At 73.9% G+C, this 23,339-nt stretch carries 15 protein-coding genes; 4 read left to right on the forward strand and 11 right to left on the reverse strand.

Annotated features, from left to right (window positions below):
- Window positions 1–138: 138 nt before the first annotated feature.
- Genes ASG53_RS05110 through ASG53_RS05125 form a run of 4 tightly spaced genes read left to right on the forward strand, consistent with a single transcriptional unit; the run spans window position 139 to window position 12,175 of the window.
- Entirely contained in the window at window positions 139–744 is a 606-nt protein-coding gene (locus ASG53_RS05110; protein ID WP_056129302.1) for a DUF4255 domain-containing protein, read from the forward strand.
- Window positions 741–2,957 carry a carboxypeptidase-like regulatory domain-containing protein gene (locus ASG53_RS05115; protein ID WP_056129305.1) on the forward strand — a complete coding sequence of 739 codons (2,217 nt, stop codon included), beginning with the start codon at window positions 741–743 and terminating at the stop codon, window positions 2,955–2,957. The genes ASG53_RS05110 and ASG53_RS05115 overlap by 4 nt, the downstream gene beginning before the upstream one ends.
- The gene (locus ASG53_RS05120) at window positions 2,958–5,645 is read left to right on the forward strand and encodes a carboxypeptidase-like regulatory domain-containing protein (RefSeq protein ID WP_056129308.1); all 2,688 of its coding nucleotides are present in this window, start codon (window positions 2,958–2,960) and stop codon (window positions 5,643–5,645) included.
- Window positions 5,642–12,175: a carboxypeptidase regulatory-like domain-containing protein gene (locus tag ASG53_RS05125; protein ID WP_056129311.1), complete on the forward strand. Its 6,534-nt coding sequence runs from the start codon at window positions 5,642–5,644 to the stop codon at window positions 12,173–12,175. The genes ASG53_RS05120 and ASG53_RS05125 overlap by 4 nt, the downstream gene beginning before the upstream one ends.
- Before the next feature lie 82 nt (window positions 12,176–12,257).
- Here the strand turns inward: ASG53_RS05125 and ASG53_RS05130 are convergent, their stop codons facing one another.
- Genes ASG53_RS05130 through ASG53_RS05175 form a run of 11 tightly spaced genes read right to left on the reverse strand, consistent with a single transcriptional unit; the run spans window position 12,258 to window position 23,226 of the window.
- The gene (locus ASG53_RS05130) at window positions 12,258–12,698 is read right to left on the reverse strand and encodes a hypothetical protein (RefSeq protein ID WP_056129315.1); all 441 of its coding nucleotides are present in this window, start codon (window positions 12,696–12,698) and stop codon (window positions 12,258–12,260) included.
- 6 nt (window positions 12,699–12,704) lie between these two features.
- Window positions 12,705–13,274 carry a phage tail protein gene (locus ASG53_RS05135; protein ID WP_056129317.1) on the reverse strand — a complete coding sequence of 190 codons (570 nt, stop codon included), beginning with the start codon at window positions 13,272–13,274 and terminating at the stop codon, window positions 12,705–12,707.
- 7 nt (window positions 13,275–13,281) lie between these two features.
- Window positions 13,282–15,231 carry a putative baseplate assembly protein gene (locus ASG53_RS05140; protein WP_056129320.1) on the reverse strand — a complete coding sequence of 650 codons (1,950 nt, stop codon included), beginning with the start codon at window positions 15,229–15,231 and terminating at the stop codon, window positions 13,282–13,284.
- Window positions 15,231–15,647, reverse strand: a complete 417-nt coding sequence (locus ASG53_RS05145; protein ID WP_056129323.1) for a GPW/gp25 family protein — start codon at window positions 15,645–15,647, stop codon at window positions 15,231–15,233. Before ASG53_RS05145 ends, ASG53_RS05140 begins: the two co-directional genes overlap by 1 nt.
- An 8-nt stretch (window positions 15,648–15,655) precedes the next feature.
- Window positions 15,656–17,455, reverse strand: coding sequence for a phage baseplate assembly protein V (locus ASG53_RS05150; protein WP_056129326.1), 1,800 nt, complete (start codon window positions 17,453–17,455; stop codon window positions 15,656–15,658).
- Window positions 17,452–18,114: a CIS tube protein gene (locus ASG53_RS05155; RefSeq protein ID WP_056129329.1), complete on the reverse strand. Its 663-nt coding sequence runs from the start codon at window positions 18,112–18,114 to the stop codon at window positions 17,452–17,454. The genes ASG53_RS05150 and ASG53_RS05155 overlap by 4 nt, the downstream gene beginning before the upstream one ends.
- Window positions 18,114–21,581, reverse strand: coding sequence for a hypothetical protein (locus tag ASG53_RS19785; protein WP_056129330.1), 3,468 nt, complete (start codon window positions 21,579–21,581; stop codon window positions 18,114–18,116). Before ASG53_RS19785 ends, ASG53_RS05155 begins: the two co-directional genes overlap by 1 nt.
- Entirely contained in the window at window positions 21,578–22,054 is a 477-nt protein-coding gene (locus ASG53_RS05165; protein WP_235533837.1) for a phage tail protein, read from the reverse strand. The genes ASG53_RS19785 and ASG53_RS05165 overlap by 4 nt, the downstream gene beginning before the upstream one ends.
- Window positions 22,041–22,214 (reverse strand): DUF6760 family protein, encoded by a 174-nt coding sequence (locus ASG53_RS20080; protein ID WP_012867628.1) that lies wholly within the window; start codon window positions 22,212–22,214, stop codon window positions 22,041–22,043. The genes ASG53_RS05165 and ASG53_RS20080 overlap by 14 nt, the downstream gene beginning before the upstream one ends.
- A 5-nt stretch (window positions 22,215–22,219) precedes the next feature.
- Entirely contained in the window at window positions 22,220–22,750 is a 531-nt protein-coding gene (locus ASG53_RS05170; protein WP_056129334.1) for a hypothetical protein, read from the reverse strand.
- A complete protein-coding gene (locus tag ASG53_RS05175) occupies window positions 22,747–23,226 on the reverse strand; it encodes a phage tail protein (RefSeq protein ID WP_056129337.1) in 480 nt (159 codons plus the stop codon). Before ASG53_RS05175 ends, ASG53_RS05170 begins: the two co-directional genes overlap by 4 nt.
- Window positions 23,227–23,339 lie beyond the last annotated feature (113 nt).

A 23,339-nucleotide genomic window follows, 5' to 3' on the forward strand; every position in this document is an offset into this window, starting at 1 on the left:
CGAACTTCGGTAGCGATTACCGATGCTCAGCCGTGCCCCGTCTCCGTACGGTGAGGCGTGCGCGGCGTGGTGGGGCACACGCGGCGCCCTCCCGGAGCCGCCCAGGTCGACGAACGGTGAGAGGAGGTGGGACGACGCGTGCTGATCCCCGCCGTCGAGGACGCTCTCGCCGCCTACCTCCGCCAGACCCTCCCGCTCACCGCAGACCAGGGCGACATCAGCTTCGAGGCGCCCACCCCCACCTGGGCCGAGCAGCTCACCACCCCTGTGGTCGACGCCTTCCTGTACTCGATCACCCGCAGCCCCCAGCCGCCCCGTGCCTCCGCGCCGCGGACCACCGACGGCGGACGCGTCGAGCGACGGGCACCGCTCCCGCTCGTCCGCCTCGGCTACCTCGTGAGTGCCTGGGCCGACAGCCCGCGCGCCGAGCACAGCCTGCTCGGTGACACCCTCACCCGCCTCATGTCCGTCCAGGTGCTTCCCACCTGGGCCGTCGAGGCCCAGCTCAACTCCTCCGTGCAGGTCGCGCTCGCGGCTGACGACGCGCAGAGCGTCGCGCTGCTCTGGCAGAGCCTCGGGACCGGGCACAAGGCCTCCTTCGTGCTCGAGGTGACCGTCGCCTCCGACGCCTACGACTGGGAGGCCGCGGCGACGAGCGTGACCGAGGTGGCGGCCTCGGCCTCCGTCCTGCCGCGGCAAGACCCTGCCGAGCCCGGCGGCGCGTGGAGGACCGGTCAGGGATGAGGATCCTCACCACGGTCGACAGGCTCACCGTCGCCCCGGGGGAGACCGCCGAGATCCGCCTCGACGTCGTCAACACCGAGACGGTCATCGAGGGCATCGGCGCCACGGTCTACGGGGTGCCCGCCGAGATCGTCCGCACCGAGCCCGCCTCCCTCGCGCTGTTCCCCGACGCGCAGGGCGAGCTCGCCGTGCTCTTCGCCGTCCCGGTGACCTTCCCCGCCGGCCGCCACCCCGTGACCGTCGCGGTCCAGGGCAGCGCCCCGGGCGCCCGTCCCGTCCACCACGACCTCGAGCTCGTCGTCACCGCGACGCCACGCCTCGCGCTCCAGGCCTCGCCGAGCGTCGTCCGCGCGCGCCGCAAGGGCACGTTCTCGGTCGAGAGCATCAACCGGGGCAACGTCCCGCTCGACGTCTCCCTGCGCGCACGCGACGCCGACCGCACGCTCACCACCACGGTGACCCCCTCGACACGGACCGTCGGCCCCGGGGAGTCCTTCGTCTCCGAGGTCGTCGCGACGGGGCCCCGTCAGCTGTTCGGCTCGGAGCGGGACAGGCCGCTTCGCATCGACGCCGTCGCGGGCGAGCAGGCCGAGAGCCTCTCGCTCATGCTCCGCCAGCGGCCTCTCGTCAGCCGGGGCCTGCTCACGGTCTTCGTGCTGCTCGCCGTCGTCGCCGTGTGGGCGGCGATCTTCCTCCTGGGGATCCGCGGGGTCCTCGGCGGCGACCCCGTGACCAAGGTGGCCCCGGCGTCGTTCTTCGCGGCCACGGCAGAGGCTGGAGCCCCGGTCGGAGCCGACGGTGCAGCGCCGGCAGGTGCTCTGTCCAAGGACGGTCTGGTCGAGGCCGGGGTCGGCGGGACCGTCACGGGCACTGTCGTCTCGCTCAACGACGGTCTCGGTGTCGGGCGGATCACCGTCGACGCGCTGCGTGAGTCCCGCGCGGGCCTGGTGGTCGTCGGGTCGGCCGCGACCCAGGCCGACGGCACGTACACGATCGCCGGGCTGTTCCCCGGCCAGTACTACCTCCGTGCCTCGGCCGACGGCTACGACGAGATCTGGTTCCCTGCCGCCGAGACCCGCACGGCCGGGTCGACCGTGCGGGCCGGCGCCCAAGAGGTCACCGACAGCACCGACCTCGTGATCGTCGGGCAGCCCGCGACGCTCTCCGGCACCGTGCAGGTCGGCGACGTCCGTGACCCCGTCGTCACGACGGTCGTCGCGCGCCCGACGTGGGCCGGTGCGCCCGAGGGCACCGAGTACACGACCGCGACCGCGGCCGACGGCACGTTCTCCTTCACGGACCTGCCAGCCCCGGGGACCTACGAGCTGAGCTTCACGGCTGAGGGGTACCAGCCGCTCACCACGACCGAGAGCCTCGCGGGCGGCCAGACCCGCTTCGCCTCCGACGTGACGCTCGGCTCGACGAGCGGGCAGATCTCCGGCTTGGTCACCGACGGCCAGAGCCCCCTCGGCGGCGTCGAGGTCTCCACCATCCTCGACGGAGTGCCCGTCGTGGTCGGCACGCCGACCCTCGGGGCTGTCGGGACCTTCGTGATCCCCGGCCTCGCGACGCCCGGCACCTACGTCGTGACCTTCCGCCGCGAGGGCTTCGGCGAGAGCACCGTCGTGGTCGACCTGACAGCCGGCCAGTCGCGGGACGACCTGCAGGTCGTCCTCGGAGACGGCGTCGGGACCCTGACGGGTCGGCTCGTCGACACCGAGGGTCGCGGCCTCGGCGGTGCGACCGTGACGGTCGGCGGGTCGGTGACGCCCGTGACCGCCACGACGCTCACCAGCGGCGAGGTCGGTGCGTTCACGCTCACCGGGCTCGCCGTCCCCGGCTCGTACACCGTGAGCTTCTCGCTCCCCGGCTTCGGCGACCAGAGCATCCCCCTCGAGCTCACGGCCGGCACCCAGGCCGAGCCGGTCCAGGTGACCATGTCGGCCGCCCTCGGAGCGATCACCGGGCGGGTGACCTCGGGCGGCGCTCCCGTCGCCGGGGCCGAGGTGGTCGTGACCGACGGCGTGAAGACCTGGACGACGGTCGCGGAGAGCGGCGGCGACGTACCGGGTGCCTATTCCTTCTCAGGACTTGCCCCCGGCACGTACACCGTGACCGTGAGCAGCGCCGGGGCCGTCACGGCGACAGGGCTCGCCCGGGTCACCGCAGGGTCGACCACCACGCGCGACCTCGACGTGACGGCGGTGGGCTGAATGAGGGTCGACCTCCCCGCACGCAGGTTCTCCGTCGTCCCGGGTGTCCCGGCGCCCGTGGTCGTGACGATCACCAACACGAGCGAGATCATCGCCGGGTGCACGGTCCGGGTCCTGGGCGCCGACCCCGACTGGGTCGAGGTCGACCAGCCTGAGCTGAGCCTCTTCCCCGACGCGAGCGCGCAGGTCCGCCTGCTCCTCACGCTGCCCGTCGGTGTGCCTGCCGGTCCTCGCCGGATGGCGGTCCAGGTCCGCGAGCTGACCGACGAGCAGGCCGTCGCGATCGAGGAGATCGTCGTCACGGTCCCGGACCAGCCCGGCCTCGACGTGCGCCTCGACCCCGTGACCGTCACCGCAGGGCGCCGCGCCGACTTCGGGGTGGTCGTCGAGAACAACGGCAACACCGTCCTCGAGGGCCGGCTGCGCGCGGAAGACCCCGAGCAGAAGATCACCTTCACCTTCACACCGCCCGGGTACAGCCTCGCGCCTGGGGAGTCCGTCACCGGACGGCTGCGGACCAGGGCGAAACGGCCCGTCTTCGGGTCGCTCGCTGTGCGACCCTTCAGCCTCTTCGTCGACGACGGGGTGCGCCGAGCACCGCTCTCGGCGTCGACGACGGCACCTGTCGGTGCGGCCCCGGTCGCCCCGGGCGCCCCGGTCGTCCCCGGCGCGGTGGGGCAGGGCGTCGCGAGCCCGGTGCCCGCCGCTGCTGCAGGCACCAAGACCCTCGCCCCGCCCGTCGTCGGCGCGGGGACAGCCCCCGGGGCCGACGCACCGCGCCCTGTCGCCCAGGGCGTCTTCGTCCAGAAGCCGCTCTTCGCCCGCGGACTGCTCTCCCTCCTCGGTCTGCTCGTCGCCGTGACGGTCTTCGCGGTCGTCATCGCTGTCGGGCTCTCGAGCGTGCTCGCACGCTCCGCCGCCGACCGCGACCTCGCCCTGCAGGTGGCCCAGGCCCGGTTCGACAGCTCCGCGGCGACAGGGACGGCCGGGGTCGCGGGTGCGGTGACGCTCATCTCCGACGGTCAGCCCGTGCCGGGTGTCGCTGTCGAGATCTTCGAGGCCTCCGACACCACGGCGGTCGTGGCGACCGCCGCGACGAGCGACACCGGCGAGTTCGCCGTCGACAGCCTCCCGGCCGGCGACTACAAGATGCGGCTGCGGGGGGCCGGCTTCGCCGAGGTCTGGTACCCGGCCGGTGCGACGGACGCCGAGGCCGAGGTCGTCAGCCTCAGCTCCGGGCAGCAGGTGACGGGCCTGAGCGTGCTGCTCGGCGGGGTCCCCGCGACGGTCTCCGGGACCGTCCTCGGCGACGACGCCGCGGGCGCTGTCGCCGAGCTGCAGATCCCGCTCGACTCGGCTGTCCTGGCCGGGCTCGTCGACCCCCTGACAGGTGCCGCCACGCCACCGGCCCTCGGGGACGGTGCCGTGGTCCGCACGGCGCCCGTCGGCGGCGACGGGACCTTCTCCTTTGCAGCCGTGCCCTCGCCGGCGGTCTACGACCTCGTGGTGTCCAAGCCGGGGTTCTCCACCCAGGTGCACCGCATCGACGTCGCCGCCGGCGAAGACCGCTCCGACATCGAGGTCAGCCTGCTCGAGGGCGACGGCTCGATCTCCGGGGTCGTCACCTCAGCCTCCGGCCCCGTGCCGGGGGCCACCGTCGTGGCGACCTACGGCCAGGGCGTGGTCCAGACGGTCAGCCTCACCCAGGACGAGATCGGGTCCTTCGTGCTGCGCGGCCTGCAGACCCCCGCGACCTTCACCGTCGTGGTGAGCGCCCCCGGCTACGCCTCCGCGACGCTCAGCGTGAACCTCGCCGAGGCCCAAGAGCTCACAGGTCTCTCGGTCGTGCTCGGCCAGTCCGCCGGGAACCTCTCGGGGCAGGTGACGGTGCCCGCCGGCACGAGCGCCGCCGGGGTCGCGGTGACGGTGAGCGACGGTGCCGTCACCCGGCAGACCGTGACCCGGTCGAGCGAGCCTGCAGGGTCGTGGTCGATCGGCGGGCTGCCGCTCCCGGCCACGTACACCGTGACCTTCTCGCGCGCCGACCTCGAGTCGCAGGTGGTCTCGGTGACCGTCGACGGCAACGGCGCTGTCAGCACAGGCCCTGTCGACGTGACGATGCGGGCCGCGACAGGACGGATCACCGGGGTCGTCACGCAGACCGCGACGGGGTCGACGGCGTCGAGCCCAGCGGCCAACGTCCAGGTCACGGCAGCCTCGGGGTCGTCGACGCTCTCGGTGACGAGCGCGTCGACACCCCAGGACCGCGGCGCCTTCGTGCTCGAGAACGTGCCGCCCGGGACCTACACGGTGACCTTCTCGCGCAAGGGCACCCGTCCCACGTCGAGCCTCGTCACGGTCGTGGCCGGGCAGACCGTCGAGCTCAACCCGCAGCTCGTCTCGCCGGCCTCGATCTCTGGGACCGTCCGGGCCGCCGGGCAGCCGGTCGCCGGGCTCGAGCTGAGGCTCTTCGTCGCCGAGGAGTTCGGCACCGCGGCCCCGGCCCGCGCCGTCGTCACGAGCGGCGCCGACGGCACCTACCTGTTCCCCGACGTGGACGCACCAGCCCACTACGTGATCGAGCTGCGGTCGGCGACGGGCACCGCAGCCCTCGCGACCTCACCCGCGCTGACCATCGGCCAGAGCGACGCCCTGACGTACGACTTCAGTCTGGACTCTCTCTCATGACCGAGCAGATCACCCCCACCCCGCAGACCAAGCTCGGTGCACCGAGCGTCCTCGTCGAGCCCGGCGCGCACGCCACGGCCGGCACGGCGGCCACGCTGCGGGTCCACGTCCGCAACCTCGCCGACGACCTGCGCGACGTCACGGTCACCGTCCTGGGGCTCGACGACGGCTGGGCCCCGGAGCCCGTGCTCCTCGCGGCGGTCGAGGCCGACGCGACGGTCTCGACCGACGTCCTGCTCGCACCGGTGACCGGGGCGATGGCGGGTGACTATCCCTTCGTCGTCGTGGTCCAGGCCGTGCTGCCGGGTGGGCTCCCGGGCGCGCAGGCGACTAGCCGGCCTGACGGGTGGGTCGGCGCGACCGCTGGGCCGAGCAGCGGGGCGAGCAGTGGCGCGAGCAGTGGCGCGAGCGGTGCGGCGAGCAGGGGACCGGCCGCCCGCGCGACAGGGTCGACGACCACGAGCGTGGTCGAGAGCGTGCTGACCGTCGACGCCCCGAGCGAGGTGCTGCTCACCGTCGAGCCTGCCGACTCCCGCATCCGGCTGCGCCGCCGCCTCGCCGTGGTGGTGTCCAACACGGGCGTCGAGCCCGTCGACCTCTCCGTCGAGACCCGCACGTCGCGCGGGCTCGGCCTCGACCTCTCCGCGAGCCGTCTGACCGTCCCCGGACGCCAGACGATCCGGCTCACGGCCACGGCCCGGAACATGCGCCCGCAGGTCCTGGGGCACCTCGACCGCCGGACCTTCTCCGTCGTCGCGCAGGGGCGGCAGGCACCGGCGACCTTCCACGGCACCGTCACCGCGAGGCCGCTCGTCGGCTCGGGGCTGCTCCGCGTCGTCGCGCTCCTCATGGTCGTGGTGCTGTGGGGCGGCGGTCTGCTCGTCGCGCTCCCGTGGTTCACCGACAGGGCGGACCAGCAGACCGTGGCGCAACCGGCCCCGACGGCTGCGGCGGACGCGGGCGACGGCACGGGTCCGGGTGGCGCTGGGACAGACGGCACCCCCGGCGACGGTTCCGGACCCGACGGCACGGGTGCGCCCGGTGACGGGAGCCTGGGCGACTCGGGAGTCCGCGTCGGCGGGGTGGTCACGGCCGACGACCCGTCCGGTGTCCGGGTGCAGATCGCCCCGGCCAGCATCATCCCCGCGTCGTCGGGTGCCGGGGCCGGAGCCTCCGGCACCGCGGCGCCGGCCTCGGGTGGCGGGGGCGGGGGAGCAGCCCCGGCCACCGCTCAGCTCGCGGCATCGTCCAGCGCGGGCGGCTCGGGGCAGGGCGACGACAGCTCACGCGCGATCACCAAGACCTCGGGCCTCGGCCTGCCGCTCGGCGCGCTCACGGCGAACGGCGCTGCGGCGTCGACGGGTCAGCCTGGGGCGACAGGTACCACCCAGCCGACCTCGGCCGTCGCGGCGACCCGCAGCACACAGACCGGTGACGACGGTGCCTGGGCCTTCGCGGGGCTCGCCCCGACGCTCAACTACCTCGTGACGGTCTCCAAGCCCGGCTACCAGACCATCAGGCACGTCGTCTCGGGGGCAGAGGCAGCCGCAGCGGCCCTCGACGTCACGCTCGTCGCGGGCGACGGCAGCCTCTCGGGGGTCGTCACAGGCCCTGACGGCGTCGTGGTCGGAGGTGTCGAGGTCGTGATCACCGACGGCACGACGACCATCACCACGACGACCGAGACGAGCGGCTCTGTCGGCTCGTGGGCCGTCGACGGCCTCTCGACCCCGAGCACCTACCTCGTGACCGCCCAGGGCGCGGGGCTCGGTGCGCAGTCGACGCTCGTCACGCTGGCCGCCGGAGGCTCCGCGACGGTTCCCCTCGCCCTCGAGGCAGGTGTCGCCACGCTCTCCGGCACCGTCACGGGCCCCGACGCCCTCGGAGCCGTCTCGGGCGTGGGCGGGGCGACGGTCACCGCGACAGGCGCGGACGTCGTCCGCACGGCGTCGACGCTGACCACGGGGCGCCCGGGGGCGTACAGCCTCGTCGACCTGCCCGTCCCGGCCACCTACACCTTGATGGTCGAGGCTCCTGGCTACGCCACCCAGACCCTCCGCCTCGACCTCGGCGCCGAGTCCTCCGCGGTCCCGGCCGACGTCCTGCTCGGCTCGTCGAGCGGCGTCTCGCAGGGGACGGTCCGCGACACCGCGGGCCGTGCGCTCGCCGGCGCCGGCCTCACGCTGAGCAACGGGACCGACGCGTACAAGACGATGTCCACCTCGGACGGCTCCGGCTCCTTCAGGTTCAACGGGATCGTCCCCGGCGACTACGTGCTCTCGGCCGAGCTCTTCGGCCATCTCACCGCCTCGACCATCGTCAGCGTCATCCCCGGCGGGACCGTCGCCTCCGACCTCGTGCTCACGGCGGTCGAGGGGGACGGCCTCGTCTCGACCTCCCGGATCCGCGGCCGGGCGAGCGACGCCCGGACCAACGGCCAGATCGACTGCGGTCCGCTCCCGGCGGGCCAGGAGTGCCTGGTCACGGTCTCCCTCACCGCGCAGGCGGCCGACGGGACGCAGCGCCAGGTCCGCGTGACCACCGAGCCCGCGCTCGAGTACCTGGTCCCGGGTGCTGACGACACAGGTCTGCTGCCCGGCCTCTACGAGCTGACGGTGTCGGCCCCCGGCTACGAGTCGTCGACGGTCAAGGTCAACGTGCCGATGGGCCAGACCGTCTCCGCAGGGCAGGTCGCGCTGTTCCCCTCTCCGTCGCTCACCGGCACCGTGCTGGCCCGGATCGGGACCGTCCCCGACAAGACCTGCGTCGTCGCGGTCCTCGCGGGGCAGCCCGACCCGACGGGTCCGTGCGCCCCGGCAGCGGGCGACGGCTGCACGATCAGCGGCGCTGCGTGCGCCTTCACGGGCGTCAATGGTGGGTACTCGATCGACAACCTCCCGTCGGGCACCTACACGGTGACGGTCCTGCCCGGTGACGCCGAGTACCAGGTGTCCGGGGCTCCCACGCAGGTGACGCTCGTGCCCGGCGACGTCCGCAGGGTCGACGCCACGCTCGACAGGCTCGCACGGCTCTCGGTCTCGGTCCTGGTCGACCGCGGTACCGGGGCGATCACCCCGGCAGGCCGGGCGACCGTCACCGCGGTCCACGTCGCCGACCCTGCGGAGCCGGACGCCCCGGCCGTGCCCGACGTGCAGGTCGTCGCGGGGACCGACGGCGTCGCGCAGCTGACGCACCTGGTCGCGGGCGAGTACAGGATCGACGTCGCCTGGAACGACGGGACCGCGCCGCTCAGCGGGACGATCTCCGGCCTCGAGCTCTCCCTCAACCAGGAGCGGACCACCCAGCTCGTGCTGACCCGGGCCGCACGGGCCTTCTCGGCGATCCTCGTGACGCAGCTGAGCGCCGGTGAGCAGACTCGCGCCGACAAGCAGACCGTCGAGATCTCGGGCATCACCGGGTACGACGGCGTCGTCCCCGTCCGGACCACGGTCACGGTCACGACGGCCTCCGACGGAACCTTCGGGACCACGACGAACCCGGCTGCCGTCACGTCGAGCGTCGGACGGCTCGACCTCGTCTCGGACAAGGTCGACGTCGTCGTCCCCAGGTCGACGGCTTTCAAGGCCCGGTCGCTCACCGGGCTCGACTTCTCGACGAACGCCCAGACCGTCGTCGAGCTCGAACCTCTCGGGCAGCCCTTCGCCGGCTCGCTGCAGCTCGAGGGCATCGGGACCGACGGCTCGCTCGGGCAGCAGGCGACCCTCGAGGTCGTCTCGAGCCCACCCGGCGTGACAGGTGCGAGCCTCACCGCGGGAGCCGGGACCGTCGCGGCGGGCGCGAGCGTCCATCCGCTCACCTGGGACGACGTGGCCCAGCCGACGATCGACCCGTCGGGCACCCTCGCACGCCCGGGGACGTACACGGTCCGTGCGAGCCTGGCGGGGTTCGAGCCCGGCGAGGCGACCTTCTCGGTCGCGCTCGGCGGCAAGCCTGCCGAGCCTCCGCTCACCCTCACCCTCAAGCGCCTCGCGACACTGCGCGTCAGCGCGCAGGACTGCGGCACCGGCACCTGCACGGCGGTGAACGGTGCCGAGGTCACCCTCACGGGGAGCGGCACCGAGCGGTCAGCCGTCGCCGAGGGCGACCGCAGCACCGTCGACTTCACAGCGCTGCCCTCGGGGGAGTACACGGTCGTCGTGCGTGCAGAGGGCTACGCGCGGCTCGAGGTCCCGGTGACCGTCGCCGCAGGACGCACCGTGGACAAGCCCGAGGTCGTGTCGATGACCCGTCTGGGAACGCTCACCGGGACCGTCCGGTCCACGACCGCTCAGACCGTGGGCGCGCAGGGCCCGGGCGACATCGTCCGCGCCCTGCCCGGGGTCCTCGTCACGGCGACCAAGGGCAGCGTCTCCTTCTCAGCAGTCAGCGGCCCCGACGGGCGCTACAGGATCACCGGCACCGCGAGGTCAGAGGGGCTCACCGACGGCGACTGGACCGTCACGGCCACGCTCGCCGGCTACGCCCAGCTCAGCCCTGAGGCGTCTGCCCCCGTCGCCGTGACGCCCGGCCGCGACACCCTGCGCGACATCGACCTGCGCCTGGTCCCGGTGACCTTCACGGTGCTCGTGGTCGACGACCTCGCCGACTCCGTCGAGGTCCCCGGTCTCACGGTCCGGCTGCAGAACGCGACCAGCTCCCCGGAGCCGACCTGCGTGTTCGGCAGGCCCGGTTGTGAGGCGCTGACGGAGGGGCAGTACCAGTTCGAGGACGTCCTGCCCGTCCAGTCTGTCCTCACGATCTCGGGGGCCGACTACCGCCCGCTCCAGCTGAGCGTCACACCACCCGTGGGCCAGACGAGCTCGACCATCACCGTGCCCCTCGTCGCGACGAGCAACGCGATCGGCGGCCTGGTCTCCGGGCAGCGGGGAGCCGAGACGCCCGCGCTGCTGCCCGGTGCGACCGTGACCCTCACGCACGAGGGCACGGACCCGCTGACCGCGACGACCGAGCCTGACGGCTCGTACCTGTTCTCCGACCTGTCCGACGGTGCCTATGTCGTCACGGCCACCAAGGGCGGCTACGCCCCGGTGAGCAGGACCGTCAACGTCACCGGCGGGCAGGCAGCCTTCGTCGACCTCACGCTCTTCCAGGTGACCCGCTCGGTCACGGTGACCGTGAGCTCGCCCTCGGACCTCACGGGTGCGCTCGTCGCGCTCGCGGCCGACGACCCGGCGACCTCTCCGGCAGCCCTCGCGGGCCAGCCGCTGGTCCGCTCCGCGTCTGGCACTTACACGACGGTCTTCAACCAGGTGCCCGAGGGTGCGTGGACGGCGACCTTCACAGGAGCCGCCGGGCACCCGTGGACCACGACGGCGCGGCTCGACGCCGGGGCGACGACCCTGACGACCACCATCACCGAGGTCCGGCTGCGCCTCGCGGCGACGGGCCCCGACACGAGCGTCGACCTCCAGGTCACGGTCTCGGGCTCCGCGGCCGGGACGACCACGGAGGTCACCGAGGACCGCACGGTCCGCGTCGGCGGTCCGGCAGAGACGCTGTTCCTGCTCGCCGGGAGCTACACGGTGACCCCCGGCGACGCCGGCGGGGCGACGGTCTCCCCGTCGACCGTGACGGTCGCACCGGCCGAGCGGGACCGCATCGTGTCCTTCGCCGTCAAGGGCCAGGCGTCGGTGGTCCTCACCGACCCCGGGCCGTGGACGTCCGGGACGGAGAAGACCCTCGTGGCGCGGGTCTCCGGGCCGCAGGGAAGCCCCGCCGCAGGCACCGTGACCTTCACCCTCGGCGGGACCGAGATCGGGTCTGCCGACGTCGGGTCGGACGGACGGGCGCAGATCCCCGTCACGCTGCCGCCGGGCACCGCGGCGGGCCCGTCGACCCTCACGGCCTCCTACGGCGGGTCGCCGGCGCTCTCGGCAGCACAGGCGTCCGTCCCGGTGACCGTCGTGGCGGCGGCCACGACCACGGCGCTCGCCGCGCAGCCGACGAGCGTCACCGTCGGGGTGGCGTCGACGCTCTCGGCCACCGTGACCCGCTCGTCGGGGGGCGCGGCGTCCGGAGGGCAGGTCGAGTTCTCCGTCGGTGGCGTGGTCGTCGGGACGGGGGCCGTCGACACCGGTGGGACAGCGACGGTGTCCTACACGCCGGCCGGTGTGCCGGGCACAGCCGCGGGGCGTCAGCTCACCGCCCGCTACCTCGGGACAGCATCGCTCGCCCCGTCGACGAGCGCTGCGAGGACACTGACCGTCACGCCCGGGGCGACGACGACCACGGCGAGCCGGACAGGCACCGTGGTCACCGCGACGGTCACCCGGGCCGGCGCGACCGAGGCCTCGCCCTTCGGTGGGACCGTCACCTTCTCCACGGCCCCGGGGGTCGCGTGCGGGGCTGTCCAGGTCGACGCCGACGGCACCGCGAGCTGCGACCTGGCAGGAGCGGCGGCGGCCACCTACAGGGTGGTCGCGACGTACGGCGGGACGACGTCGTGGACGTCGTCGGACGCCGCCGCGGTCCAGGTGACGGTGACGGCGCCCGCCGACGGGGCCCCCTGACAGGGTGAGGCCGCGACGGGCGATAGCCGGACCCTGCGGGGTACGGTTCTCGTCGTGCCGGTCGTGCCTGCTCGTCCGGGTCTCAGCGCAGCGCCACGTACACCGCGACGGCCGTCGTCACGAGGACGACGGTCCCCGCGACAGCCCACCAGAGCCACCACGGGGTCGTCTCAGGCTCCGGCTCGACGACCACCATGGGCTGGGGCTGGGGGAGCGGGACCGGCACGGGCGGCGGCGGGGGCACCATGCTCCCCGTGCAGCGCAGGCACGTGCGGGCCGTGGCGAGGTTGAGCTCGCCGCAGGTCGGGCACGGCACCGAGTAGGCGAGCCCGCGCCCGTCGGTCCCCGGCAGGCGGCGCAGCGCGTCGTCGGTGTCGACGAGGTCCCCGCGGACCTCGGTCGTCGTCCTGGACCAGAACAGGGGGAAGTCGCACGCGGCGCAGAAGTCGCTCGCGTCGCGGCGCCCGTCGGTGATGAGCGCCGTGGTCCCGCACTCGGGGCACGTCACGGTGGTGGTGGGCATCGGTGCTCAGGTCTCCGTCGGGGGCTGCGGTACGGACAGCGCCGCTGTGGTAGGGACGTTCCGGCGTGGCCAGGCGAGCCTGCCGTCGACCCAGAGCTCGGCGCGCACGTGCGCGGGTACCTCGTCCGCGACGAGGTCTGCGAAGGCCCGCTCGGTGAGGTTGCCGGTCGAGGCGACCCGCATGACCACCCAGGCGGTGTCCGCGGGGCTCTCGCCCTCGCGCCACACGCCGCCGCCGTCCTCGACCACGGCCGGCGCGCCGCTGAACAGCTCGAGCATCGACAGCAGCCCCGCCGGGGTGCCACGCCAGGCGAGCGTCCGTGCGGCCGTGCGCAGGACCTCGCGCTGCATCTCGGGCGGGCCCGCGCCGTCGACGGACTCGAGGCCGATCCACGAGGCGAGCCACGGCAGCAGGGTCGGCGGTGCGAGGTCGGGGTCGGCGAGGTGCTCGAGGTCGTCGGCGTGCGCCATGAGGGTGTCGGCCTGCGCCTGGAACATCTCGACGAAGCGCCTGAAGAAGTCTTCCTGCAGCATCGCCGGCGGCAGCTGGCCGACGAGCCAGTCCGGTCGCCTCATCGGGGGCTCACCGGACCACGACGCGGTGCTCGGCCGACAAGAACAGCGCGTCGGCGGCCAGTCGCAGGGTGTCCCGGCCCGCGCCGACACGGGTGCCGTTGCGCAGGTCGTAGTCGAACAGCACGACCTCGTCGATCCGCTCGACGCCCTCGATGGGCTCGACGAGCTGGGCGATCGCGGCCGACGTGAGGTCGGTGTCGAGCTGCCACCCTGTGCCCTCGGGCCCGCCGTGCAGCGGGTTGACGTACCGGGTGATGGTGTCGAGCACCCGTTGACGCAGCAGCGGGGCAGAGCGGCCGGGCAGCGCGCGGACCAGGACGGCGACGCTGACACCCTGGTAGTACGGGGTGCCGACCTCGACCGAGGCGCCGACGAGCCGGCGGGTCTCGATCGCGTGGGCGACGGTCTCGACGAGGGGGGCCGACAGCGCGAAGTCGTCGAGCCTGTGGTCGCGCGGGTCTTTGCGGACCTGGGGCACGACGAGCATCCTCACAGCCCCGGGGGCGCCGTCGGTGCGGGGCAGGCAGACGGCGCGGGCCACCTCGACCGAGGCCTCCCGGGTGATGCGCTCGAAGTCACCGGCCGTCACGGCACGCTCGCCGGTCCGCAGGGTGAGTGGTCCGCGGACCTTCGCCTCCTCGACGGTCTCCGCGTCGACGCCACCGCTCGCGGGGGTGAGGTTGGTGGCGCGGGCGACGAAGGGCACCGTGGCACGCAGGGACGTGAGGGTGCCCGGGCCGACGTTCCCCGACGCGCCGCCGCCGTGGCGGTAGCCGGTCACCTGGACCTGCGCGCCGTCGGGCGGGACGGCGCCGTGCTGCACGCGGGCGCCGTCGGGGTAGCGGATGGTCGGCCCGAAGCGGACCGCTCCGGTGATCGAGTCCCACACGACGTGCTTGTCGGTCGGGCCGGAGGCCGAGAAGTCGGTCACCTCGGTCCACGCCTCGGAGGTCTCGTGCCCGACGACCCGCACCTGCTCCTCGCCGCGTCGCCTGGCGACGGGGGAGTGCGCGACGACGAAGGTCTGCCCGGGGACGCCCGTCGAGCGGCCGAGGATCTCGGCAGGGGCAGCCGACGCGTGCTCGGCGAGCACCGTGATGCCCGCCGCGGCGACTGTGAGCTCGTCGAGCTGGGGCGACGCCTGGTACGTGGGCTGACCAGGCAGCGGCCGCACGAGCCGGGCCCGCAGCCAGCTCGCCGACGCACCGGAGAGGGTGAGCGGCTGGGCCTCGGCCGGGACGACCAGCAGCACGGTGCCGTCGCGGTTGAGCCCGCCCGTCGTGTCGTCGTGGACCGTCGCCGGGACCCAGACCTCGCCGTCCCACGTCTCCCACACGAGCGGCGGGTTGCGCGGGTCGACGCCGATCCCCTCGGCGTGCGCGCGCACGGTGATGCGGAGCACGTGCGCGGCGATGGTCGTCGAGAAGCCGAGGTACAGCGCGTCGTCCTGGGCGAGCGGCGTGGACGTGAAGCAGGTGAGCGAGGTCCCGGGGTAGACGAGGTCGTCCCAGCCGTCCTGGAGGGTCTCCTCCCCGGCCCGGCCCGTGAGGACGTGGCGGAGCACCGGCGGCACGACGAGGCCCGGCTCGGTGGTCGAGAAGACGACCGCGGCGCCCTCGGCCGTCGGGGCCGTCGAGACCTCGGTCCCGGCGGGGACGGGGACCTCACGGTCGGTGGTGCCGGAGAGCCAGAAGGTCACCGCGGTGCGGGCGACCGACGGCGGGAAGGGCTCGATGCCCACGAGGTTGAGGAAGTGCACGTACAACCGTTCGGGTACCTGGTTGACGCGGAACAGCACCATCTCGCTCATCCACGCGAAGAGCTCGATGAGCGCGACGCCGGGGTCGGAGACGTTGTGGTTGGTCCACTCCGGGGTGAAGCGCGGGATGAGGCGCTTGGTCTCGTCGACGATGTCCTGGAAGGACCTGTCGTCGAGGTTGGGAGGGGGGATCGGCATCAGGAGTCCTCGCGGGGGATCACGTAGAAGGGGTAGACGAGGTTGCGGCGGTCGTTGGTGACCCGCACCCTGTAGACGATCTCGATGTGGACGAGCGCGGAGTCTGCGCGGTCCTGGACAGGGCGCACCTCCTCGACGGCGATCCGCGGCTCCCACTGGGCGAGGGCCTCGCGGACGGCCTGCGACACGAGACCGAGCAGGTTCGCGTTGACGGGCTCGAACAGCAGGTCCCAGATGCGGCAGCCGAACTCCGGGCGCATGAGCCGCTCCCCGGGGGCCGTGAGCAGCACCACCTGGATAGACCTGTCGAGGTCGTCGGCGCCGTCGGTCAGCCGGATAGACCCCGTGTGGTCGACCGAGAGCGGCCACGAGAAGCCGCGGCCGATGAACGACGGGACGTCGTGCGTGCCCTGCATGCCCTGGCTCAATTGATCATCACCAGCCCGCCGCTGACCGAGGTGGTCCCCGAGGCCTTGACGGTGGCGGTGGCCTGCCCGACGAGCTCGGCGACCTGCCCCGAGACGCTGACCTTGGCCGAGGCCGCGATCTCGATCTCGGCGGCCTTGAGGGAGAGCTTGCTGTCGGCGGCGACCGTCACGGTCGTGCCCGTGATGCTCACCGCGCCCGAGGCGTCGATCGAGATGGTCGAGGCCCCCGAGGTGATGGTCAGCGGGACGCCGTCCGGGACGGTCATCTCGGCGCGGTCCTTGCCCAGGCGGAGCCTGTGGGTGCGCCCGGCGAGGGCGAGCAGCACGTGCTGGTCCGCCGCGGCGGTCCCGTCGCCGAGCTCGACGACGTGGCCGAGCCGCGAGGTGATCGCCCGGTTGAGGACGCTGCCCTTCTGCTGGGCCTCGGTGGCCCCCGGCGGAGGCGACTTCGGACCGTACAGACCTGAGAGCACGACGGGTCGCCGGACGTCGGCACCCTCGAAGCCGAGGAGCACCTCGTCGCCGATCTCGGGGAGCGAGAGCATGCCGCGGCCCGCGCCGGCCCCGACCGAGGCGACACGTGCCCAGTCGGAGGTCACCTCGGAGGAGAGGATCTGGAAGGTCACCTTCACCCGGCCGAGGTTCTCGGTGTCGTCGACGTCCGAGACCGTGCCGATGACGAGGCCGTCGTGGGTGAAGCCCGACGGTGCGCGGCCCCGGCCACCGAGGGCGTCGCGCAGGCTCGTGCGCGGGTTGTCGCCCGCGACGACCTGCGTGCGGGCCTCGGACTCGGTGAAGGTGTGCACCACCTCGCGGACGTAGTACGTGCCGTCGCTCGGTCCGGCGCCGGTGATCGCCACGGTCCTGCCCGGTCGCAGGTCCGGCTCGAAGCGCAGCCGGCCGCGCAGCACCACGTCTCCGTCGGTCGAGAGCACGGCTGCTGCGAGCTCGTCGGCCTCCTGGGACGAGATCGGGCTGCTCGCCGTGTCGAGGGTCGTGACCGAGCCGAGCGACAGCGACGAGAACAACCGGGCGAGCTCGGCCGGGGCGTGGCTCGTGCGGGTCCGGTTGGCCGAGACGACCTCGGCGAGCTTGGGGTCCCTGCCGCGGACGGTGACCTTCTCGGTCGCCGACGACGTGAGCCTGACGGACAGCTCGGAGATGTCGGTCCCGACCGTCAGGGCGGCCGCGGGAGGTCCTGCGAGGCGGGTCTGGGGGTCCCACATGCTCAGGTCTGTGCCCTCGACCACCCAGTCGTGGCCGAGCCGTCCGCTGAGCTCGTTGACGAGGTCGAGGTCTGTCCCTGCCTGCAGCACGTAGGGGCGGACCGCCCCGGTCCCCAGGGAGCCTGTCCCGAGCCCGCTGCGCCGGCAGGCCTGCCCGACGATGTCCTGGTAGCTGGACTCGAGGTAGGCCGTCGTGCGGCTCGCGCGTCCGAGCCTGTGCGCGCGGTCGGCGACGGTCACGAGCAGCTCGGACCGCCCGCGTCCGTCGTTCTCGAGCGCGACGCCGGTGATGTCCCCCGTGAACAGCTGTGCGGCGCGGGCCTGCGCGGTGTCGCGCCGACCCGAGACCGTGACCGTGCGGCCGATGACGAGCGCACCGGTCCGGGCGACCTCGTAGTCGGGGTCGGCGAGGCGCAGCACGCACACGCCGACGGTCCGTACGGCCGTGCTGATGCGCACCTCGGTGAGCGCCTCCTGCAGGCGCATCGACAGGGGGCGTCCGTCGAGCGTGACCGTGGGACGCAGGTGGACGCCTGTCGGGCGCGGCGGCGCGGCTGCGGCGGGCGTCATCCGACGTCCTCGAGCCGAGGCACGGACAGCAAGGACCCAGGCCGCAGCGACAGGGGGTCTGAGACGGTGTTCGCCGAGGCGAGGGTGCGCCAGCGGGTCGAGTCGCCGTAGTAGCGGGCAGCGATCCTGTCGAGGGTCTCGCCCGCGAGGACGCGGTGCACCCGGTGCGGCTGCGGCGTGCCCGACGTCGGGTTCTGCGGACCGTAGGAGTCGGCTGCCTCGTACTGCTGGAGCACGAGGGCGAGCGAGGCGCGCAGCGGCATGCCCGTCGTCGAGAAGTAGGTGTAGGTGAGTGCGAGGTCGGCGACGACGGCCTTGAAGGAGTGCGTGTCACCCCAGTGGAAGGTGAGGTACGGGGGCCGCGCGTTGTTGGTCGACTCGTCGGTCCCGGGCAGCGACGTGTCGATGTCCATCATCGCGAGGATCTTGCCGGTGTGCTCGGCCACCGACGTCCCTGTCGCCGTGGTGTCGAAGAACAGGTCGACCGAGAGGCTGCCGGGCATGGCGCCTGCGTACCGCAGGGTCGGCACGCCCCGTCCGGCGACGGGGGTGCCGGTCCAGCGGTTGCGCCGGCTGATGGTGAGCTGCGCCGGGTTGAACAGGCAGGGGACGCGCGCGCCCCCCTCGATCTCGAGGAAGGCCTTCTCCGGTGCAGACATCAGAACACTCCAGTCGTGAAGGACGAGCTGTGGCGGGACGCCTCGTCGAGCAGGCGGTCTTCGACCTTGCGCAGGACACGGTCTTCGAGGGTCCGCACGAGCGCGTCGTCGAGCCGCGCGGTGATCCGCGAGTCGAGCCGGGCGAGGATCTCGGTGACGAGAGCCGCCTGGTCGATCGCCGGGGTGGGTTCGGGCTGCTGGGACGCGACGGGTGCCACGTCCGGGGTCTGCCGGGCAGTCTGCGAGGGGGACGGCTCGGTCGGGGCTCCGAGCGGTCTGCCGGTGATCTTGCGCAAGATCTCCAGCTGGTCTGCCGTCGAGGTCGCCTGAGCCGCTGAGGCTCTGCCGCTCCGAGCGGACGCCGGTACGGGCGGCGCCGTCGCAGCCGGGCTCTTCCGGGCCGCGACCGCCGGTCTGACCACGGCCGCTGTCGCACCGGCCCGTGCTGCGGTCGGCGCGGTGACGCCGAGCAGCCGCGCGGCGACAGGGACGACGACAGCAGGACGCGTCGAGGTCCGTGCCTGGACGATCCTCGGGATCGTCGTGGGTGCCGTGCGAGGACGCGGGACGAGCGCGACCGACGGTGCCGTCGGTGCGCTAGGGGTCACCGGGGTGCGGCGGCCGCGGAGCGGGACGACCGGGGCGACAGGCGCCTGAGCGCGTGCCGCGGGGACGAGCCGGCCGGGGGAGTCCGGGCGTGTGCGAGGCACAGCGCGCTGGACCAGCGGCACCGCCACCGGGACGAGCGCACGCCTCGTCGGGACGAGGCGTGGTGCGCCCGGGGCTGGGGTCCGGCGTGCTGGGAGCGGGAGCGGGACGGGCGCGACGGTGCGACGCGTGGGGACGAGCCGCGGTGCGCCGAGGGTCGCCGACGGTCGACGAGCCGGGAAGACCGGGGCCTGCGGCACGGCCCGGGCGGCCGGGCGGGTGGGCAGCGAGACCGGTGCCAGGGTGTGCCGCGTCGGGACCAGCCGCGGCGCACCCAGGACTGCCGACGGTCGCCGGGCGGGGAGCACCACGGGTGCTGCCACGGGCCGGGGCGCAGGGCGGCTCGGCAGGGGCACGGGTGCCAGGGTGCGCCGGGTCGGCACGAGTCGAGGGGCCACCGAGGTGGCCGAGGCCCTCCGTGCAGGCAGCGCGACCGGGGTCAGGACCGCTCGCGGGGCGGGCCGGAGAGGCAGCGGGACCGGGGTCAGCACGCGACGGGCAGGCGTGAGCCGAGCAGCTGGCGCGAGCGTCTGGCGTGCCGCCGGGGGGACGGTGACGACAGCCGCAGGACGCGGAGCGTGCCGCGGGACCACCACGGTCGGCAGCGCGGCGCTGCGCACAGGCACCAGACGTGCCGGTGCCGGGCGACCCGTCGGACGGGACGGCGCGAGGCGAGCAGCGGACAGCGGAGCGCGCCTCGTGCTCGCGAGGGCCGCCGCGGCGGGCAGCACCCGTGCGGCGACGACCGGAGCCGGCCCGACCGAGACGGGTCGTGCTGTCGCCGCGGCCACCGGCAGCGGCACGGGGACGAGGCGGCGTGCCGCTGGGACGAGACGCCCGGCGGCGGCGGGCACGAGGGAGCGCGGTGCCTCGGCTCGCGCGGCAGGCACCGGAGGCACGACAGGACGAGGACGGTGCAGCATCGGGGTGACCGGGCGTCGGGCTGGCACCTGACGCGCCACGGGCACAGGACGCGGGACCGGCAGAGGCCTGGGGACGAGTGCGGTGCGCCGGGCGACAGCAGGACGCAGCGCGCGCGGCTGCGCCTCCTGGCGGGGCTGCGCGGCCCGGGCCGGGCGCAGCAGGACGGGGACGACCACTGGGCGCACCCGTCGCCGACGCGCTCGCTCCGGGACGGCCTTCTCTGGTGCCGCAGGTGTCCGCGACGAGCGCAGGGCGGCCGCGACAGCGACGGCGACGACGGGCACAGCCAGGACCGCAGCTGTGCGGCTCGCCGGGCCGCGGGCGACCAGCAGAGCCCCACGCGTGCGGCGACGGCGCTCGTCCTGCGGGCTCTCGGCGGCTGCTGCAGCCTCCGCACGGTGGCGCAGCAGACGCTCGCGCGACTCGCGCCGGTGCTCGGCGAAGCGGTTCGCGGCCTCGCGTGCGGCCAGGGCACGCCGGGCCGCGAGCGGGCTCGCCGACGGCGTCGACCCTGCTGCGACGGCGCCTCGGGTGAGGAGCGCAGCGCCGGCGAGCGCGACACCTGCCGAGGCCGAGCGTGCGAGGGTCGACGACCGCTGCGGCTGCTGACCCCACGACGCCTGCGGCGCGTGCGACGGCGGCGATGCGTGCCCAGAGCGTCGGGCCTGCTGGGCCGACAGGGTTGGCTCAGACCTCTGAGACGACTGGTGGGGCTGAGGCTGCCGGACGGGTCGACCGGTTCGGGCGTCGAGGACGCCCGTGCTCCGGCCAGCCACCGGAGCCTGCTGCTCCCGGGCCGCGCGGGGTGCCCGCGCGCTGAGGACAGCCAGCGCGCTCGAGCGTGCGGGGAGGGTCACTCGGCCGCGAGAGTCGGCTGCCGCCCGCGTCCCCGCAGCGGGCGGCGTGGATCCGGCTCTCGGTGCGTTCCCCGGAGCAGGCTCCGAGCGGGTGGTCTCGGCCTGCCGCGGCAGGCCGCGACGACGACGGTCGTGCGGCAGCACCATCGACCCGGCCGCCCGGACCTCGTCGGGCAGACGCATCGGCACAGCCTGAGGGACCGTCGAGCGGGAGAAGGTCCCCGGGTTCCACGTCTTCTCGTCAGGGACCTGGCGCACGACCCTCGGCAGGCCGCGTGCCGGGAGCGGCGCCGCGATGCTCGTGCGTCCGGGGAGCACAGGGCGGACGTAGCCGGCCGTCCCGGTCGTCCCGGCGCGGGACGAGGACGCACCGGGCGACGGCTGACCCGAGGTCGCGGGGAGAGCAGCACCCTGCGTCAGGGAGCCTGCGGGCCGACTCGTCGCGGGTGCTCCGGCACCCGGCACTGCTGCCGGACCGGTCGCCGACGGGACGAGCCGCTGGCTCGGGGTGGTCAGCGTCCCCGCGCTCGCGGACGAGGTCGTCGAGCCCGGTGCCCGGGCGGGGGCCTGCTGCGAGGTCGCCGACGGTCCGGCCGCAGTCTGGGCAGAGCGCAGGCCCGGGCTCCACCACCGCGGTGCGGCGACGCTCCCAGGACGGACCGGATGCACGGACACGGGCGCCGTGCGGCGTGCGAGCGGTGCTGTCCGCCCGACCCTGCGCAGGGTCCCCGGTCGGGCGACGGCCCGGACGAAGAGGATCGCGTCGGTCCCGGTCCGACCGACAAAACCCGTCCGGAAACGGGCGTCGAAGGAGCTCGGACGGGTCAGCAGAGCTCGTGCTGCGGCAGGTGCGGCGGCGGTGACGTCGCTGGCGTCGATCGTCGGCGCGTCGCCGACGAGGCCGACCTCGCGCGCAGCGCTCTGAGCCGCCTCGCCAGCAGGACCCGCTCCGCCCGGCACACCCTGTGCCGCGCTCATGACGGCGTCCTGGCGCGGAAGCCGTTGTGGGCGATCTCCAGGCGCTCGGTCGGCTGGGTCTCGGAGTCGACGCTGAAGCTCGGCCCCTCCCACCCGACCGCGAAGACGCCGTCGAGGTCCCACGAGCGCAGCCTGTCGCCCGAGTGGTTGAGCGCTGTGACAGCACCCGTCGACCGGGTGAGCGTGCTGTCGTTGGACGCGAAGCCCTCGCCCGAGGACCGGGTCACCCAGGTGAAGAGCGCGTCGGACTCGACCAGGCCCCGCGTGAACACGAGGTTGGGCCACCGCAGCACCCCGGGCAGCTTGTGGGTGTAGCCGTTCTGGCCACCCTCCACGTGCTCCGTCACCGACACCGTCAGGCGCAGCCCGCTGACCTCGCGGAAGGTCCCGATGGGCACGCCGTCGACCTCGAAGAGGAACAGCCCGACAGTGGTCGGCTCACCCCCGAGGGCTTCCATCTCAGACGCTCTCACGGACGGCCTCCCATGCACGTTCGTTCAACGAGGACACCGCGCGGATCATCCTGACCCTGTCGAGGTGCTCGAGGTCGAGGAGGTCGTCGACGGTCCAGTGCAGGTGGTACGCGAGGTACGCGATCTCCTGCCACAGGGCTTCTGCCGGATAACGGAGCATCGTGGCTATCGCACGTCCTGCGGGATCTCTTCGACGGCGGTCCGGCGGGCGTACGTCACCGAGGCCGAGACCGCCGGCTGGTGCTGGACCGGGGCGGGCACGCCCTGCTCGTCAGCAGCAGCGGCAGCCGGAGCCGCGGGGGCGGCCTCGACCGTGCTGGCAGCCGTGGGCGTCGCGGGGGCCTGGCGGATCGGTGCGAGAGCGTCGCGCTGGAGCGCGAGCAGCTCTTCGTACTCCTCCTGCGAGCCGAAGTTGATGACGCCGTAGAAGTCCTGCAGGAACGCGAGGTCCGCCGCGAAGAGGTTCTCGACCTCGTGCGTCGTCACGAGCTCGAGGGAGCCGAGCGACTCGATCACGCGGGCGAGGACGACGACGGTGAGGCGGGGGTCGTCGGGTCCGTCGACCGAGGGGTCGCGCAGCGGCTCGAGCTCGTCACGGGCCGTCGCCAGGCGCATGACGCCCTCGCGGTGGAGCGTGCCGTGGTCGTCGACGTAGCCGCGCGGCAGGGTGAAGGAGAACCGGGTCTGGAGGGTCACTTGACGCGCTCGAGACGCTCGCACTGGAGCGTGATGCTCTCCTTGACGACCTCGCTCGAGTCGACGGACAGACCATCGGTCGCGATTCGCGAGGGCCACGCGCTGAAGAAGTTGAAACGGGCGACCTCGGTCTTCGCGGAGTCGTAGAGGACGATCGAGCCGTTCTTGCGCATGCCGGCACGGTCCGTGGCCTTGAGGCCGGTCCCGCGGACGTCGTTGAACCACTTCCACATCTTGTCGCTCGGGGAGTCGAGCGGGGCCACGCGCACGAGCGTGATCTCGGGGGCGAGGGTCCGGGTGCCCATGGCCTTGATGGCCTCGGCCACGCCGCCGGCGCCGGCCTGGCGGGTCGTCGACACGGCGACCTCGATGTCGAGGCCCGTGACGGAGGTGAGGGAGGAGATGACGGCGCCGTCGATCTCCAGGAAGAAGTTCTGCGCGATGATCGGGTCGTTGGTGAACAGGCCTGCGGCCACGGTGGCTCCTCAGCTCGGTGTGTGGCGTCCCGGCGGTGCTGCGCCGGGACGGTCGTGCGGGGACGTGCGCTGTGCGGGGGTCGCTCTGCGGCGACGGGGGGTGGCACCTGTCG

The sequence above is a fragment of the Sanguibacter sp. Leaf3 genome (genome assembly GCF_001425965.1).
Classification (GTDB): Bacteria; Actinomycetota; Actinomycetes; order Actinomycetales; family Cellulomonadaceae; genus Sanguibacter; species Sanguibacter inulinus.

Bases quoted from the DNA above. Each gene is read 5' to 3' on its own strand.
- ASG53_RS05140 (WP_056129320.1), bottom strand. From the start codon at position 15,231: ATGCCGATCCCCCCTCCCAACCTCGACGACAGGTCCTTCCAGGACATC.
- ASG53_RS19785 (WP_056129330.1), bottom strand. From the start codon at position 21,581: ATGAGCGCGGCACAGGGTGTGCCGGGCGGAGCGGGTCCTGCTGGCGAG.
- ASG53_RS05125 (WP_056129311.1), top strand. From the start codon at position 5,642: ATGACCGAGCAGATCACCCCCACCCCGCAGACCAAGCTCGGTGCACCG.
- ASG53_RS05155 (WP_056129329.1), bottom strand. From the start codon at position 18,114: ATGTCTGCACCGGAGAAGGCCTTCCTCGAGATCGAGGGGGGCGCGCGC.
- ASG53_RS05130 (WP_056129315.1), bottom strand. From the start codon at position 12,698: ATGCCCACCACCACCGTGACGTGCCCCGAGTGCGGGACCACGGCGCTC.
- ASG53_RS05150 (WP_056129326.1), bottom strand. From the start codon at position 17,455: ATGACGCCCGCCGCAGCCGCGCCGCCGCGCCCGACAGGCGTCCACCTG.
- ASG53_RS05120 (WP_056129308.1), top strand. From the start codon at position 2,958: ATGAGGGTCGACCTCCCCGCACGCAGGTTCTCCGTCGTCCCGGGTGTC.
- ASG53_RS05135 (WP_056129317.1), bottom strand. From the start codon at position 13,274: ATGAGGCGACCGGACTGGCTCGTCGGCCAGCTGCCGCCGGCGATGCTG.
- ASG53_RS05145 (WP_056129323.1), bottom strand. From the start codon at position 15,647: ATGCAGGGCACGCACGACGTCCCGTCGTTCATCGGCCGCGGCTTCTCG.
- ASG53_RS20080 (WP_012867628.1), bottom strand. From the start codon at position 22,214: ATGCTCCGTTATCCGGCAGAAGCCCTGTGGCAGGAGATCGCGTACCTC.
- ASG53_RS05115 (WP_056129305.1), top strand. From the start codon at position 741: ATGAGGATCCTCACCACGGTCGACAGGCTCACCGTCGCCCCGGGGGAG.